This window comes from Trichocoleus sp. ST-U1, from assembly GCF_039961835.1.
GTDB lineage: Bacteria > Cyanobacteriota > Cyanobacteriia > Cyanobacteriales > FACHB-T130 > FACHB-T130.
Genome location: NZ_JAMPJZ010000041.1, coordinates 20,071 through 36,363 on the forward strand (window position 1 = coordinate 20,071; position 16,293 = coordinate 36,363).

Below are 16,293 nucleotides of genomic sequence, written 5' to 3' on the forward strand. Positions count from 1 at the left end.
AGAAACCATTCAGCGTGCTGTAGTCGCGATCGCTGCTACAGCACGATGGTTAGAGCCTATTTAAAATAAAGTAGTTTTTGATTAAATTTTTTAGGAATATTGAATGGAAAAAATTGCAATCATTGGTTTATCTAGTTTGTTTCCAGGCGCAGAAAGTCCTGAGCAATATTGGCAGAATTTAATTGCTAAAAAAGATTTTAAAAGCTTGGCAACAGCCGAACAAATGGGAGTAAATCCCCAAGAATTTTATTCGACCGAAAAAGGGAAGCTAGATAAATACTATTGTTTGAAGGGAGGATATATTCGAGATTTTCAGTTAGATACCAGCGAGTATCAGATGGCTCCTGAGTTACTGAAAAACTTGGATGAAATTTATCAATGGTCTCTATATGTTTCAAAACAAGCTTTAAAAGATAGCGGTTATTTAGGAAACGAATCAGCTCTAGAAAAATGCGGCGTAATTCTGGGTAATCTTTCTTTCCCTACCCGGTTTTCCCATCGTTTTTTTGCACCAATATATCAAAAATTTCTCGATTCAGTCCTTCAGCAACTTTTAAAAGAAGAATCTTTTCAGATAAAAAAACCACCTTCTGATGTCTCTCTTTTAAATGGAATGTTATCCGGGTATCCGGCAGCAGTTATTGCTCAAGCGCTGTCTTTATCTGGTATCAATTTATCTCTGGATGCAGCCTGTGCAACATCGCTTTATTCAATCAAATTAGCTTGTCACTATCTGTTATCCGGCAAAGCTGACTTAATGTTAGCGGGTGCTGTGAGTTGCGCCGATCCGTTCTTCATCAATATGGGATTTTCAATTTTCCACGCTTATCCAGAAGATGGGATATCGCGTCCTTTTGATAAGTCATCCGGAGGACTCGTAGCTGGAGAAGGAGCCGGAATGGTTGTCCTGAAACGATATAGCGATGCGCTGCGAGATGGCGATCGCATCTACGCCACAATCTGCGGCGTTGGCTTATCGAATGACGGGAAAGGGAAATTCGTCCTCAGTCCCAATCCCAAAGGGCAAATCTTAGCCTTTGAACGGGCATATACCGAAGCCGGAATTCATCCCAACAGTATCGATTACATTGAGTGTCATGCCACGGGGACTCCAGTCGGAGATATCACCGAACTCAACTCGATGGAGACTTTCTTCGGTCAGTCTCAAACAGTGCCTCTGATTGGTTCTGTCAAATCCAATTTTGGTCACTTGTTGACGGCTGCGGGAATCGCAGGTCTTATCAAAGTGATTTTGAGTATGGGTGAAGAGGTCATCCCGGCGACAATCGACGTAATTGACCCTCTCCGTTCGGAAAAAGGCGCGATCGCTGCTGAACAGATGGTCACTTCCCCGACACCTTGGCCTCAAAAACAACCAACAAAACGCGCTGCCATTAATGCCTTTGGTTTTGGTGGAACCAATGCTCATTTGATTTTAGAATCTTCAGAGGCAACGGCAGGAGAGGGCGAGTATTCTCAATCTTCAATTCCCAATCCCCAACTCAACACTCAACACTCAACACTCAACACTCAACATTCATTAGCCATCGTCGGCATGGATGCCTTCTTTGGCTCCTGTAAAAGTTTAGATGCCTTCGAGCGCACGATTTATGAGGGAACGCAGCATTTTATCCCCCTTCCGCCTCAGCGCTGGCAAGGTATCGAAGAGCAACCCCAATTACTCAAAGACTATGGCTTAGCAAACGGCGAAGCGCCTCTGGGAGCCTACATCGAAGATTTTGAACTCGATTTTCTCAATTTCAAAATCCCGCCCCGCGACGAAGATCAACTGATTCCTCAACAGCTATTGATGCTAAAGGTGGCGGACAACGCCATCAAAGATGCAAAACTCGCTCAAGGGGGAAATGTCGCCGTAATTGTGGCGATGGGGACAGAACTCTCCCTACACCAGTATCGGGGTCGATGCGACTTGTCTTGGCAAATTAAAGAAAGCTTGGAACAAGCGAATATTTCTTTGTCTCCCGAAAAACTTGCCGAACTGGAAACCATTGCCAAAGATAGCTTGCATCCTCCGGCGCAAGTCAACCGATACACCAGCTTCATCGGCAATGTGATGGCTAGTCGCATTTCCGCCCAGTGGGATTTCACTGGCCCCTCTTTCACGATTTCTGCCGAAGAAAATTCGGTTTTCAAAGCTTTAGAAGTCGCTCAATTACTTCTGTCTAATGGAGAAGTTGATGCTGTTGTCGTCGGCGCTGTCGATCTCTCTGGTGGATTGGAAAACGTATTATTCCGCCAGCAGTTAGCACCGATTAATCAAGGAATTCCTACCTTAAGCTTTGATGAAAACGCGAATGGCTGGATGGTCGGGGAAGGCTCAGGTGCCGTCGTTTTAAAGCGGCACGAAACAGCCAAACAAGAGCAAGAGCGAATTTATGCCGTTATTGATGCCATCAGCTTAATTCAGGATAATGCCAATCATCAAGCGACGAGCGATCGCACCCTCACACAAGCTTGCCAGCAGGCGTTCGATTTAGCAGGGATTCACCCTAAAGACATTGGGTATCTGGAAGTTTTTGGCAGTGGCGTCGCCTCAGAAGATGAAGCCGAAATCAAAGGTTTACTCTCTGCCTATCAAACTTCCCAAGCGAGTTTGAGTTGTTGCCTGGGAAGCGTCAAAGCCAACATCGGTCATACTTATACCGCTTCCGGGATGGCGAGTTTAATCAAAACTGTCCTCTGCCTGTATCATCGGTATATTCCTGCGACTCCCCAGTGGTCTAGACCGAAACTGCCTCAGATGTGGCAAGGAAGTCCCTTCTACGTCACCACCGAATCGAGAACTTGGTTCTTGGAACCCGAAGCGTCGAAAAGAGTGGCTGCAATTAACGGCTTAGGCATAGATGGTACTTATTCTCACATCATCCTCTCGGAAGAATTGAGCCAAAAAGAGCGTCCTAGCAAGTATCTGGAACAAACGCCCTTCTATTTATTTCCCCTCACCGCTAATCATCAATCTGCGTTGCTCGAACGCTTGCATTCGCTCCAAAATCTGATTGAAACGGGTGACGATCTATCCGTTGCAGCAACACAGACCTTTACAGCTTTTGGGAAATCGCCCCAGGCGACTTATACCCTAGCGATTGTCGGTTCTCATAAACAGGAAATCCTGCGGGAAATCCACTTAGCGATCGCAGGTATCAAAAAAAGCTTTGAAACTGGCGGAGAATGGAAAACACCGCTTGGCAGTTATTTCACACCGAAACCTTTAGGAAATGAGGGTAAAGTTGCCTTTGTTTACCCTGGTATGGCTAGTTCTGGTCTGGGGCTGGGACGGGACATTTTCCAGCTATTTCCTAAAGTTTACGATAGCTTCTCGGCTCTGACTCCCTATCCAGGTCAGGTCATGCACGAGAAACTTCATTATCCCAAAAGTTTAGAAAAACTTTCCAGTCAAGCACAAGCAGAGAAACAGGCAGAATTTTTGGGTGACGGAGTAGCAATGTGCCAAACCGGAATCAGTTTGGCAGTGCTATATAGCCTGATTCTCAGACAGTATTTCCAAGTCCAACCCCAAGTTGCATTTGGGTATAGCTTGGGTGAAGCTAGCAGTATGCTGTTTGCCCTTGACATTTGGCGCGATGATGGGAAATTAAGCGAAGCTTTAGTGTCCTCTCCTCTATTTAGAACTGATTTATGCGGTCCCTGTTTAGCGGGACGTAGGTTTTGGGGTTTGCCAGAAAGCGATCGCTCGGAAAAATTTTGGATTTCCTATGTTCTCAAAGCGCCCGTATCGACAGTTAAGGAAGTCCTAAAGCAGGAAGAACGTGTTTATCTGTCATTTATCAATACTCCAGAAGAAGTAGTAATTGGTGGAGATCCGCAAGCTTGCTTAAGAGTGATTGAAACTCTCAAGTGCAAATATTTCCCCATCAATTTTGACAGTGTATTGCACTGCGAACCAACAAATACTGAGTATGAGGGATTGGTTGAATTACACACAATTCCCATCCAAAATGTACCCGATATTCAGTTTTATTCTGGAGTAAATTACGCTCCGATTAAGCTAGATACTAATTCTCTGGCCCATAACGCCGCCAAAATCTGCTGTATAACGGTTGATTTCCCTAGAATTATTCATCGTGTCTACGAAGATGGTGTCAGAATCTTTATTGAGGTAGGCGCAGGAAACAACTGTTCTCGATGGATTAGCGAAACCCTTAAGCAACAAGAGCATATTGCCATATCCATCAATACCAAAGGCGTTGATGACCATACTGGAGTGGTCAGGGTTTTAGCAAAAATTGTGAGTCACGGCGTCTCTGTGGATTTGTCCCCACTTTATTCTCAAGTGCCAGAAAAATCTATCCAACGTCAATCAATTGTTAAAAAAGTTACTTTGGGTGGAAGCCGAATTTATTCTAAAATATTGACCGCTGAAAATTGTGAGATTTTCCGAAAAGAGATAACAAGAGGTAATAAAGCAAAAGCAATGACACTAGCAAAAGAACCCCAACATACAACTAATCATCAAAACCAAATGATGAAGATATTTCAGCTACAAATAGCTGTAGCCGAACAATTATTGAATCAAAATATATCAGCTCAGAGCAATGGTCAGATAGCCCCTGCAACTTCAGATCCTCAGCGCAATAGTTACACAAAGCCTTCTAATATTGTTTGGGATGAAGCAGATTTACTAGAATTTGCTGAAGGGAAAATTTCCCGTGTCTTCGGTAAAGACTATGAAATTATCGATTCCTATTCCCGGCGAGTGCGGCTGCCAGTCCCTCCCTATCTCTTGGTGAGCAGGGTTACTAAACTCGATGGGGAAATAAATAGCTTTAAACCCTCTTCAATTACAACCGAATACGATATTCCACAGAATGCCTGGTACGCTGTTGATGGTCAAGCTCCTTGGGCAATCAGTGTAGAATCTGGTCAATGCGATTTATTATTAATCAGCTACCTAGGAATTGATTTTGAGAATAAAGGCGACCTAGTTTATCGCTTGCTTGATTGCACCCTAACGTTTCTGGATGATTTACCCAAAGAAGGACAAACCCTGCGTTATGACATCCGCATAAATTCTTTTGTGCGAAGCGGAGATAACCTACTATTTTTCTTTAGTTACGAGTGCTTTGTTGGGGATAAAATGATCCTCAAAATGGACGGAGGCTGTGCCGGATTCTTTTCCGACCAACAACTCGAAAATGGTAAGGGAATTATTGTTTCCGATAAAGAACTTGAAGCGCGAAGCAAGATTCCAAAGCAAAAGTTTGAGCCTCTGCTAATCTGTCAAAAATCAAGCCTAGATGAGTCAGATATGTTATCCCTCACCGAGGGTAATATTGCTGCCTGCTTAGGAGACCATTATTGGCAAGATGGCTTAAATCCCTCCCTGCGCTTGCCCCCGAAGGCAATGCTCATGATCGACCGCATCACATCAGTAGAACCGACAGGAGGGGCTTGGGGTTTAGGTCTAATTATCGGCGAAAAATTTCTTGACCCAGATCATTGGTATTTCCCCTGCCACTTCAAAGACGATCAGGTGATGGCTGGTTCCCTGATGGCAGAAGGGTGCGGTCAACTCTTGCAGTTCTATCTTCTCTATTTAGGATTGCAAACCTACACGGTTGATGCTAGATTTCAACCGATTCCCGGTTTGCCACAGGTCGTCCGTTGTCGCGGACAGGTGACTCCCATTTCGGGCAAATTAATCTATCGGATGGAAATCACTGAAATTGGCACTACACCAAAACCTTATGCAAAATGTAATGTTGAAGTCATCCTGAACGGCAAAATTGTTGTTCACTTCCAAGACCTAGGCTTGCAGCTATCTGAAAAGAACCCTAATCATTCAATTTCTGTTGAACAAGCGATAAACAACTCTCAACAAAAGGCAGGATTACCCCGGAAACCAGCCTTATTAAATGAAGATCAAGTCAACGAATTTTGTCTGGGTTCGGTTGCTAAGTGTTTTGGCCCAGAATTCGAGATTTATGACAACGGTGGCGTCAAAGCTTCGCGAATGCCCAATACTCATCTCAATTTGGTGCATCGCGTTTTGGAAGTGAATGGTAAGCGCCATGAACTAACAAAAAATTCCAGTATTGTTACTGAATACGACGTTCCCACAGAGCCTTGGTATTATCGCCAAAACTCCTCTCCGACAATACCGTACTCAATTTTAATGGAGATAGCTCTGCAACCCTGTGGTTTTCTCTCTGCTTATTTAGGAACTACTTTGTTGTATCCAAATCAAGACTTGTACTTCCGCAATCTTGATGGACAGGGTCGCCTTCTCAAGGATATAGATATTCGAGGAAAGACGATTACGAATACAGCCCGGTTACTGTCTTCATCCAATATCCAGGGAGTGATTATTCAGAGTTTTGATTTTCAAATGGTTTGCGATGGCGAACCGTTTTATGAAGGAACTGCCGCATTTGGTCATTTTAGCCCCCAATCTTTAGCAAATCAGGTAGGACTGGATCGCGGTAAGGATGTTCCACCCTGGTACGAAACTGAAAATACCACCGGACTCGCGAAAGCAAAAATCGACTTAAGGAGTCCAGAAAGTAGAGCCAAGTTTTATCGCCTTAATCAGGCTCGACCCCATTATCGGCTTGCTCAGTATCAGTTAGACCTCCTGAATGAAGTACGAATTATTCAAGGAGGAGGGAACTATCAGCAAGGCTACATCTATGCCCGAAAAGAGGTAAAGCCGAATGACTGGTATTTCAAGTGTCATTTTTACCTTGACCCGGTCATGCCTGGTTCATTAGGAATTGAGGGAATTTTGCAAGCGATGCAAGTCTATGCCTTGCAGAACGATCTTGGTAAACAATTCAAATCTCCCCGTTTTGTCCAAGCCATCGACCATCTAATCGTTTGGAAATATCGCGGACAAATTCCTCATGGTCATACCGAGATGTATTTAGAGGTTCATATTTCCAAAGTGGATATTACTCCAAACAAAGTCACCTTAATCGGTGATGCCAGTTTGTGGAAACCCAACCTGAGAATCTATGAAGTTAAAGACATCGCTCTTTGTTTAGTTGAGTCTGATTAAAATCTATCAAACTCACACTATGGTTCAGTTAGTACTGTTGGTGAATTAAGAACCTAACCCCCAGCCCCCTTCCCTAGTAGGGAAGGGGAGTCCGGAAGCCCCTCTTCTCCTAAGGGAGGGATTTGGGGAGTCAACCCAACCGACAATCTACAATCTGTTATTGGCTTGAATTGGAAAAAGAAACTATGTTGGCAATACCTTTAACGCAAAACAAAAATGGTCTTCGTTTCTCAGGAAATCCGAACAATCAAAATCCAGTCTGGCAGGGTTCTTTAAATTCTGTAGCTTTTGATGAAGAAGGTATCAAGACTAAACTGCTGAATTTAGATAAACCCTGTTACATCGTTAGCAAGCAAGGCCAAATTGGGGTCACGAACGAAGGTTATTTAGGGGATGCTAATAACGGCAAAACTGAATCCGTGGAAACTTTGACAGCAGTGCCACCGCTAGTTCCTCAACAGTTGGGAGACCCCAGTTTCCTGACTTTCCACGGGGTAAAATATGCTTATAGTACAGGGTCAATGGCGAATGGCATTGCCTCCGAAGAAATGGTAATTGCCCTTGGTAAAGAAAAGATTCTCAGTGCCTTTGGTGCCGCGGGCTTAGTTCCTTCTCGCATTGAAACTGCTATTCACCGCATTCAGCAAGCACTTCCAGAAGGGCCTTATGCATTTAATTTGATCCACAGTCCTAGCGAAGCTGCAATCGAGCGGGGTGCAATCAATTTATATCTCAAATACGGCGTCACCACTGTTGAAGCTTCCGCATTTCTGGATTTGACACCCAACATTGTTTATTATCGGGCAGCGGGACTTAGCCTCAATTCAGCGAATCAAATCGAGATCAAAAACAAAATAATTGCCAAAGTTTCTAGGACAGAAGTTGCAACTAAATTTTTGCAACCAGCCCCAACTAAAATGCTCAAGCAATTGGTCGCTCAAGGGCTAATTACTGAATTGCAAGCTTCCTTGGCTGAAAAAATTCCAATGGCTGACGATATCACTGTAGAAGCCGATTCTGGCGGTCATACAGATAATCGTCCCTTGGTTTGTCTCTTGCCTTCGATTCTGACTCTCAGGGATGAAATTCAGGAAAAATATGGTTACGAACAACCTGTCAGAGTTGGAGCTGCTGGAGGAATTGGTACACCGCAGTCAGCGTTAGGGGCATTTATGATGGGAGCCGCTTATGTGGTGACTGGCTCCATTAACCAGTCCTGTCTTGAAGCGGGAGCTTCCACTCATACTAAAAACTTGCTAGCTCAAGCGGCTATGGCTGATGTGAGTATGGCACCAGCGGCGGATATGTTTGAAATGGGGGTGAAATTGCAAGTCCTGAAACGTGGCAGTCTCTTCCCAATGCGGGCGCAAAAACTCTTTGATTTCTACAAGAACTATGACTCAATTGAAGAAATTCCGGTTGTGGAAAGAGAGAAATTAGAAAAAGAAATCTTCAGGAAGAGTCTAGAGTCAGTTTGGGAAGATACGGTTGCTTATTTTTCTCAACGCGACCCGGATCAAATAACCAGAGCAGATAACAATCCTAAACGTAAAATGGCTCTGATTTTCCGCTCGTATTTGGGCTTGTCCTCCCGTTGGTCTAATGCGGGTGAGAAAGGTCGTGAAATGGATTATCAAATCTGGTGTGGCCCCTCAATGGGATCGTTTAATGAATGGGTGAAGGGTTCTTATCTGGCTCAAGCGAATAATCGTCGTGTAGTTGATGTTGCCGATCACATAATGATTGGTGCTGGCTTTTTGTACCGGCTGCAAAACTTGAAACTACAGGGGTTATCGATGCCTGCACAATACTGGAACTATTGTCCAAAACCTCTTTTTTAGGATAGTCTAAACATTTTTGGTACCAGGGGCTGGCATTTTAAAGAACTTTGCCGTAAAAAGCCTCTGGGCTGTCTCTATCGGTATGCCTTAAACTGTGGAGGCAAGCGATCGCGTATAGGCGTTTTTATGTTTTGATTAAGACGCTTTTGAGTTAGTCTGCGCGATCGCTTTTGTCACTTCCAAGAACTCGCGCAAAGTCGCTGAGGCATCGTCCTGTCGCCATACAGCCGCCATTGGGACAGTTGGTGTTGGTTCAGCGATGTTTTTGTATAAGACACCCTTGCGTTGAAGATTTTGGACATTAGCAGGTAGCAAGGCAACTCCAACCCCACCAGCGACTAAGCCGAGTATTGTTAGCATCAGCGTTCCTTCCTGGATGACAACGGGGGAAATACCCGATTGTTGGCACAGATGTTCGAGCTGTTCAGATAAGACTGGAGAGAATTGACGAGAAGGAAGGATGAACACTTCCTGTGCCAGTGCTTTTAAGGAAACTTGAGGTTGGCTCGCCAGTGGATGAGTCTCTGGTAAAGCGACAATTAAAGACTCATGGCAAATCGTCATCCAGGATAAATCAACTTCTTCTTGCATCCAGGACGGCAAATGGAAAAAGCCAACATCCAGATGGCGATCGCGCAGTGCTTGCATTTGGATGGAAGTTGCTAACTCTCGCCAGACGAGTTCCACAAGCGGAAAACGTTCAAGATAAACTCGCAGAATATCTGGCAAAAAGCTGTTTGCCACTGAGCTAGTAAAGCCGATTACCAAACGCCCGATTTCTCCCCGACTAGCACGCTGCACCATGTTGACCGCACGATCTACGCTAGCGATCGCGCTTCGAGCTTCGTCTAAAAAGACTCTTCCAGCTAGGGTTAACTGGAGCGGTCGCTGGGTGCGATCGAACAGCTGCACTCCCAGATCGTCTTCGAGATCGTGAATTTGTTTGCTCAAGGGAGGTTGCGCGATATGCAGACGAGCAGCAGCACGAGAGAAGTTTAACTCCTCTGCAACCGCGATGAAGTAATGCAAATGCCGAAGCTCCATTCGTTCTTCACCACTATGTCTTTGCCCTAATCTTGGCAAGATAGGAATGCAAATGTCAAATTAATATCAGTTTTTAAACACTATATCTTTGCAATATAGTTGCCTAGTCAAGAAAGTATTAGACATCTAGTAAACCCTTCGTTAATCTAGATGAAAAGACGTTATCAACCTCAACACATCTAAGTTAATAGATAGTGTTGTAAATAGGTATAGGGAGCCATTATTTTATGAAGAAGATCGAGCGTGTTGCCATTGTGGGGGGAACGCACGGAAACGAACTCACCGGAATTTACTTAGTGAAGAAATTTGAGCGATCGCCAAACTTGATTCAGCGATCTAGCTTTGAAAGTCTTACCTTGTTAGCGAATCCCAAAGCCTATGAAATTGGGAAACGGTATGTTGATACCGACCTTAATCGCTGTTTTCTTCGCCAGGATTTGAAGAATTCGAGTCTTTCTAGTTACGAAGCGCAACGAGCCAAGGAGATTTATGGAAAATTTGGCTCTGGGGGGAGCCATCAGGCAGATTTGGTTGTTGATTTACACAGCAGCACATCCAACATGGAGCTAACAATTATTCTCGCTAGCAAGCAACCTTTTAACCTTCAGCTAGCCGCTTATCTCACATCTTTTTATTCAAACGTGAAGGTACTTTATTCGACAACCAGAAATCAAGGCACCCCTCATCTGGACTCAATTTGTGAATTCGGCTGCACAGTTGAAGTCGGTGCGGTGGCTCAAGGGGTATTGGATGCAACTTTATTTCAGCAAACGGAGGAACTTGTCCAGGCAATTTTAGACTACACGGAAGCCTACAACCAGGGAACGCCACCTCCTGTAAGAGATACCCTCACCGTTTATCACAGCATCCAGACAATAGACTATCCCAGGAATGAGTTTGGAGAGATTCAGGCAATGATTCATCCCCAGCTTCAATTTAGAGATTATGAAGCGCTTCATCCCGGCGATCTCATGTTTTTAACGTTTGATGGTCAAGCGATCGCCTATGAAGGTGAATCAACAGTTTATCCAGTCTTTATCAATGAAGCAGCCTACTATGAAAAAGGAGTTGCCATGTGTTTGACTGAAAAGCAGCAAGTCACCATTTAGCAAAAGTCTCAAGTGTCGAATTCAGATTAAATCATTTCTAACTCTTCGTCAGTTAAAAAATATCGCGAACTTGGAATTGTGGATTTTATTGATCAACAAAAATAAAAAGTAAATCGGTAATTCAAAAACACAAAGGAGTCATAAATGAAGGCGCAGCAGGCAGAACTTTACCAAAGTATTCAAGAATTTTCTCTTGACGATCCTGGGGCTGCTTTTCCCTTTAGTAAAAGGTTAGCAAGAGAAAACGGTTGGACAGTTCAATATACTCAGCGTGCCATTAACGAATACAAAAAATTTATCTTTCTTGCTGTTGTAGCTGGGCATCCAGTCACGCCTTCCGATCAAGTAGATCGAGTTTGGCATTTGCACTTAACTTACACCCATTCCTACTGGAATGAGTTTTGTGACAAAGTTTTAAAAAAACCATTGCACCATCACCCAACGAAGGGCGGTTCCAGCGAACAGGATAATTTTTATAGGTGCTATAACGAGACGCTGAATAGCTACGAAAAACTCTTTGGACAGCAACCTCCTAGCGATATCTGGTCGCCACCCGATACCCGATTTGGGAAAGACATCCAGTGCAAACAAGTCAACACTCATCGGTATTGGCTCGTACCCAAACCATCTTTTACTCTGGCTTGGTTGCCATCTATTTATCTCCCTCGCTTGCCTTTGGGGCAATTCCTAGCGATCGCTCTATTGTCATTTATATTAGTTCTAACTATCAGCAGCTCTACGCTACTGATAGCAGGGATTTCTACCCAGACAACTCACTCTACAAGCTCTGAATTAGCACTGGCTCAAACAAGCGAAAATTCTCCGCTACCTCGCAAGACTCCAACTCCTACTCCTAAGAACAAAGATCGTCCTACTTCGGAAAAATCTTCAGGATCGTTTTGGTGGTGGCTACCAATATTCCTCATTTTTTCCCTGTTCGGAAGTCGCGGCAATAACAGTCGTGGTGGTAGTAGTGGTAGTAATGATAGTACGAACAACGGCTGCGGCTGTGGCTGTATGTGATCGGGCATCTGTTCAAGACTGGACAAGAGACATACAACTAGACAAACCCTGTCCAAAACCCTTGAGTGGGCGTCATTTTTGGCGTTACCTTCAGCAATCAGATATCACCAGGATGGATTTCTGATTGATCAGTGCAAACCCCAAAAATCTTCTAACAGCGACTGTTCTCGTAATTCTTAATTGCTTTTTACTTGGCTACCGTGGCTGCGAGGATCATCCTGACTAACTTTGGCGGGTGTAACGGGTGATTGGAAGGCAGAAACCTGTCCCCCAGCTTGGGCGTAAGGCAGAGGTACAGAAGCAACAAGGGCGTCAATGTTTGCCTGCATGACGGGACGAGGCACCTCTCCAATCGTTTGAGCGATCGCGTCTCCGTTATTGCCGAAATAGACGAAATGGGGAATCCCATCAACGCGGTAGCGCGTCATCTCTGGCAACCACTTATTGTTATCCACATTCAGCATGACAAAATTCATCGAATCAGCATACTGCTCTTTCAGCTCGCCCAGATCCTTTGCCATCGCCTGACAGCTGGTACACCAGTTCGCATAAAATTCCATCAACGTCGGCTTGCCATTGCTCAAAGCCACTTCTAACGGTGTAGATTGCTCAGCTTGGGTGTCAAGGGAAACTGAACTTGTCTCAGTTTGCAGTCCCAAGAATAGGAAAACACTGAGGACAATCGCTACTAAAGCAATCAAGAAGTTTGTGACACGTTTCGCGCCGGTTCCTGGCGACGGCGGCTGGGAGGTTGCAGTTGATTCAGGTGAATTCACAGCCATCGAAGATTTTTTCACGATTGTTATAGATGAGCTACCTTTAGTGTACCAACTCCCTCCAGAGCTACCTTTGCCGTGAAAAAACGAGTAACATTGACTTTTCCCAAACGAGCGATTCAGATGCCAGTGACTTATCGACTGGCGAAGGATTTTAATGTAGCGGCGAATATTATTCGTGCCCAAGTGGCACCCAATCAAATTGGGAAGCTAGTGGTGGAACTTTTGGGCGATATTGATGCAATAGATGCGGGAATCGAATGGATGCGATCGCAAGACATCAGCGTTTCTTTTGCCAGTCGCGAGATCGCGATCGATGAAGACGTTTGCGTTCACTGCGGGTTATGCACTGGCGTTTGCCCCACAGAAGCTTTGACGTTAGAACCGCAGACATTTCGACTTAATTTTACGCGATCGCGCTGTATTGTCTGCGAACAGTGCATTCCCACCTGTCCCGTAGAGGCAATTTCTACTAATTTTTGAATTGAAAATGCCTCTTTTTGGCGAATTGAGTCCAAGACTAGGCGATCGCATAATTGTAGTAACCGCACCGCTCTTGAATGGCAGCGATCGCATCAAGGATCGTGCTAAGAGCAACGCTATTCTCTGATTTAAATAGCATCTGGCGCAGATAAGGCAATGCTCCAGCGCTGCCGATTTTCCCTAGACTATAGGCAGCCTTCTCCCGAACGCTAACGTCTTCGTGGTTAACAGCTTGCCTGAGCGCCCCTACAGCCGACGGGCTATTGATTTGACCTAATGCCCAAGCAGCACTCCCTCGAACGCTAGCGTCTGGGTGGTTGAGAGCTTGTCGCAGTGCTGCTACCGCCGCTGGAGTGCCGATTTGACCTAATGCCCAAGCAGCGCTTCCACCCACAGTCGCGTCTTCATCGTTCAACGCCCCCAACAGCCCCACCACCGCAGCCGGAGAACCGATTTCCCCTAAAGCCTCCGCAGCCTTCTCGCGCACCCGATAGTCGGTATCGTGCAAAGCCTCCAGCAGCCCGGTTACGGCAATCTGGCAGCCAGTGCTGCCTAAAGCAGAGGCAGCATTTTCGCGCACCCGATAGTCGGTATCGTGCAAAGCCTCTAGAAGTCCCGCTACCGCTGCTGGGGAGCCTATTTTTTCTAGCGCAGCGGCAGCACTTTGACGAACCCCAAAGTCTTCATCATGTAACGCTTGTCGCAGCCCCACAACGCTGACTTCACTGCCGATTTTCCCTAAAGCCTCAGCAGCTTTTTCTCGAACATCAAAGTTTGGATGGTTTAAAGCTTTCAGTAGCGCCGCTACGCCTTCCTCCTTGCCCATAGAACCCAGGGCATAGGCAGCCATCCAACCCACCCACGAATCGTCATCGTCCAAAGCTTCTAAAAGCCCAGCTACCGCCGCTTGGGCAGGCGCAGGCTCGATGCCCTTTCTGCCGATTTTCCTTAAAGCATAGGCAGCACCCCTGCGAACATAAAAGTCACGATCCTTTAAAGCTTCTAGCAACCCTGACATTGCCGCCGGAGAACCAACTAAACCTAACCCATAGGCAGCACAACTGCGAACCTCATAATCTTCATCTTTCAGCGCCTTCAGCAGCCCCGATACTGCCAACGGATTGCGGGTAAGACCTAAGCCGAATGCAGCCCTCTCGCGCACCCGATAGTCTCGATCCTGCAAAACTTCCAGCAGTGTCGCCACCGCCTCCTCGCTGCCAATTTTCCCTAAAGCATAGGCAGCTCTTCGGCGAACATCAAAGTCGTCATCGTTCAACGCTTGCCGTAGCGCCATCACCGTTTCTTGCGTGCCAATCGAACCTAACGCTTCGGCTGCTTTTTGACGCACCCGATAGTTTTCATCGTTCAAAGCTTCCAGTAGCGCTGATACCGCCTGCTGAGTGGGAATTTGGCCTAAAGCATAGGCAGCATTGTAACGCACCCGAAAATCTGCATCGTTCAAAGCTTCCAGTAGCGCTGACACTGCTTCCTCAGTGGGGGTTTGACCTAAAGCGTAGGCAGCTCTCCCACGGACATCAAAGTCCCCATCGTTCAATGCTTGCCGCAGCACCCCTACGGCTGCCTGGGTACCAATCGCGCCTAAGGCATAAGCTGCACTCTCGCGCACCTGAAAATCTTCATCGTTCAACGCTTGCCGCAACCCCATCACTGCGGCATCGGTGCCGATAGAACCTAATCCATAAGCTGCACTCAAGCGAACACCAGAGTCCTCATCGTTCAATACTTCCAGCAGCGCTGTCACAACTGCATCAGTGCCGATGGAACCTAAGCCATAAGCTGCACTTTCACGCACCTTAGCGTCAGGGTGGTGAAGCGCTGGGAGTAGGCTGGGGATTGCACTATCAGAGCCAGTGATGCCTAAAAGTTGAAACTTCAACTCTTGAGGAACTTCTAGAGAAGCAACTAAACCGACAGTTGCAGCTTGAAACTCCGGTTTAACAGCTCCTGCCATCTGTGCGCCTAACCTCAAATCCACTTCTAAGGCTAACTTCACGACTCGCACTACCTGAGCTTTTTCCTCCAAGCGCTGTAACATCTGCACTATGGGGTCTGTCCATTTTAGATAATTTAAATACTCCTGCTTGAGCTGGTCATCACTCAGTGAGAGTACCTGTTGGAGGAGGTTTTCGGCGGTGTAAGATTCCTGAATCGGTTGGTGATGCAATTCCATCTAGTTGCCTTCTCACATTTGAATCAATGGGTGCTTGAGCAAACCGTCTAGGCTACGTCCGACTCAGCAAAAAAATATATGACTTTGATTTTAACGAACGACGACGGAATAGACGCTCCTGGAATCCGAGCGCTGCACAAGGCGATGAATGGCAAGGGGGTGATTGTGGCTCCTAAAGACCATTTATCCGGATGCGGTCATCAGGTGACGACGACTCAAGCGATTCATGTCCGGCGTCGCTCGGATTTTGAATATGCGATCGCGGGTACTCCCGCTGATTGCGTTCGCATTGCACTTACACATCTTTGCCCTACTGTCAAGTTTGTCCTTTCTGGCATCAACGCCGGTGGCAACTTGGGAGCCGATGTTTACATTTCAGGGACTGTCGCCGCTGTGCGCGAAGCAGCCTTTCATGGCATTCCGGGGATTGCCGTTTCCCACTATCGCAAAGGCAAACTGAATGTTGATTGGGATGTGGCGGCGAGGTGGACGGCTGGAATTTTAGCCGATCTACTCAACCGTACCATTGAACCGGGAACGTTTTGGAATGTGAATTTGCCGCATTTGTTACCCGGAGATCCCGATCCGGAAGTGGTGTTTTGCGAACCTTCTCGGCAACCCTTGCCAGTTAACTATCGCGTTGAAGGCGATAATTTTTACTACGTCGGAGAATATGCCAAACGCGATCGCACGCCCGGTAGCGATGTTGATGTCTGCTTTTCCGGCAAAATTGCTGTAACTCAGCTGCGACTTTAAAAAAGGTGAGGTAAGATACCGCTCCCATAAGAGT

Annotated in this window: 9 protein-coding genes; 6 read left to right on the forward strand and 3 right to left on the reverse strand. The window is 46.0% G+C overall.

Annotated features, from left to right (window positions below):
* Nucleotides 1-103 precede the first annotated feature (103 nt).
* Both NDA06_RS15610 and NDA06_RS15615 read left to right on the forward strand, forming a co-directional pair.
* A complete protein-coding gene (locus NDA06_RS15610; RefSeq protein ID WP_190985964.1) occupies nt 104-7,036 on the forward strand; it encodes a PfaB family protein in 6,933 nt (2,310 codons plus the stop codon).
* Nucleotides 7,037-7,221: 185 nt separating this feature from the next.
* Nucleotides 7,222-8,877, forward strand: a complete 1,656-nt coding sequence (locus NDA06_RS15615; protein ID WP_190687012.1) for a PfaD family polyunsaturated fatty acid/polyketide biosynthesis protein — start codon at nt 7,222-7,224, stop codon at nt 8,875-8,877.
* Between the two features lie 135 nt (nt 8,878-9,012).
* Here NDA06_RS15615 and NDA06_RS15620 read toward each other — a convergent pair whose 3' ends face one another.
* Nucleotides 9,013-9,921 carry a LysR substrate-binding domain-containing protein gene (locus tag NDA06_RS15620; protein ID WP_190985963.1) on the reverse strand — a complete coding sequence of 303 codons (909 nt, stop codon included), beginning with the start codon at nt 9,919-9,921 and terminating at the stop codon, nt 9,013-9,015.
* A 227-nt stretch (nt 9,922-10,148) separates the two neighbouring features.
* Between NDA06_RS15620 and NDA06_RS15625 the strand changes: the two genes are divergently transcribed.
* On the forward strand, nt 10,149-11,030 hold the full coding sequence (locus NDA06_RS15625; protein WP_190985962.1) for an aspartoacylase: 882 nt from the start codon (nt 10,149-10,151) through the stop codon (nt 11,028-11,030).
* Between the two features lie 144 nt (nt 11,031-11,174).
* Complete coding sequence (locus NDA06_RS15630) at nt 11,175-12,053, forward strand: hypothetical protein (RefSeq protein ID WP_190985961.1); 879 nt, start codon at nt 11,175-11,177, stop codon at nt 12,051-12,053.
* A gap of 176 nt (nt 12,054-12,229) precedes the next feature.
* On the opposite strand, the gene NDA06_RS15635 is transcribed toward NDA06_RS15630, so the two are convergent.
* Nucleotides 12,230-12,835: a thioredoxin family protein gene (locus tag NDA06_RS15635; protein WP_190412892.1), complete on the reverse strand. Its 606-nt coding sequence runs from the start codon at nt 12,833-12,835 to the stop codon at nt 12,230-12,232.
* Between the two features lie 72 nt (nt 12,836-12,907).
* On the opposite strand from NDA06_RS15635, the gene NDA06_RS15640 reads away from it, so the two are divergent.
* Nucleotides 12,908-13,312, forward strand: a complete 405-nt coding sequence (locus NDA06_RS15640; RefSeq protein ID WP_190412776.1) for an NIL domain-containing protein — start codon at nt 12,908-12,910, stop codon at nt 13,310-13,312.
* A gap of 37 nt (nt 13,313-13,349) precedes the next feature.
* On the opposite strand, the gene NDA06_RS15645 is transcribed toward NDA06_RS15640, so the two are convergent.
* Nucleotides 13,350-15,503, reverse strand: a complete 2,154-nt coding sequence (locus tag NDA06_RS15645; RefSeq protein WP_190985960.1) for a HEAT repeat domain-containing protein — start codon at nt 15,501-15,503, stop codon at nt 13,350-13,352.
* A gap of 78 nt (nt 15,504-15,581) precedes the next feature.
* Here NDA06_RS15645 and surE point away from each other — a divergent pair, with 78 nt between their 5' ends.
* Nucleotides 15,582-16,259 (forward strand): 5'/3'-nucleotidase SurE, encoded by a 678-nt coding sequence (gene surE, locus NDA06_RS15650; protein WP_190429682.1) that lies wholly within the window; start codon nt 15,582-15,584, stop codon nt 16,257-16,259.
* The last annotated feature ends 34 nt before the right edge of the window (nt 16,260-16,293 follow it).

Bases quoted from the DNA above. Each gene is read 5' to 3' on its own strand.
- NDA06_RS15610 (WP_190985964.1), top strand. From the start codon at position 104: ATGGAAAAAATTGCAATCATTGGTTTATCTAGTTTGTTTCCAGGCGCA.
- NDA06_RS15615 (WP_190687012.1), top strand. From the start codon at position 7,222: ATGTTGGCAATACCTTTAACGCAAAACAAAAATGGTCTTCGTTTCTCA.
- NDA06_RS15620 (WP_190985963.1), bottom strand. From the start codon at position 9,921: ATGGAGCTTCGGCATTTGCATTACTTCATCGCGGTTGCAGAGGAGTTA.
- NDA06_RS15625 (WP_190985962.1), top strand. From the start codon at position 10,149: ATGAAGAAGATCGAGCGTGTTGCCATTGTGGGGGGAACGCACGGAAAC.
- NDA06_RS15630 (WP_190985961.1), top strand. From the start codon at position 11,175: ATGAAGGCGCAGCAGGCAGAACTTTACCAAAGTATTCAAGAATTTTCT.
- NDA06_RS15635 (WP_190412892.1), bottom strand. From the start codon at position 12,835: ATGGCTGTGAATTCACCTGAATCAACTGCAACCTCCCAGCCGCCGTCG.
- NDA06_RS15645 (WP_190985960.1), bottom strand. From the start codon at position 15,503: ATGGAATTGCATCACCAACCGATTCAGGAATCTTACACCGCCGAAAAC.
- surE (WP_190429682.1), top strand. From the start codon at position 15,582: ATGACTTTGATTTTAACGAACGACGACGGAATAGACGCTCCTGGAATC.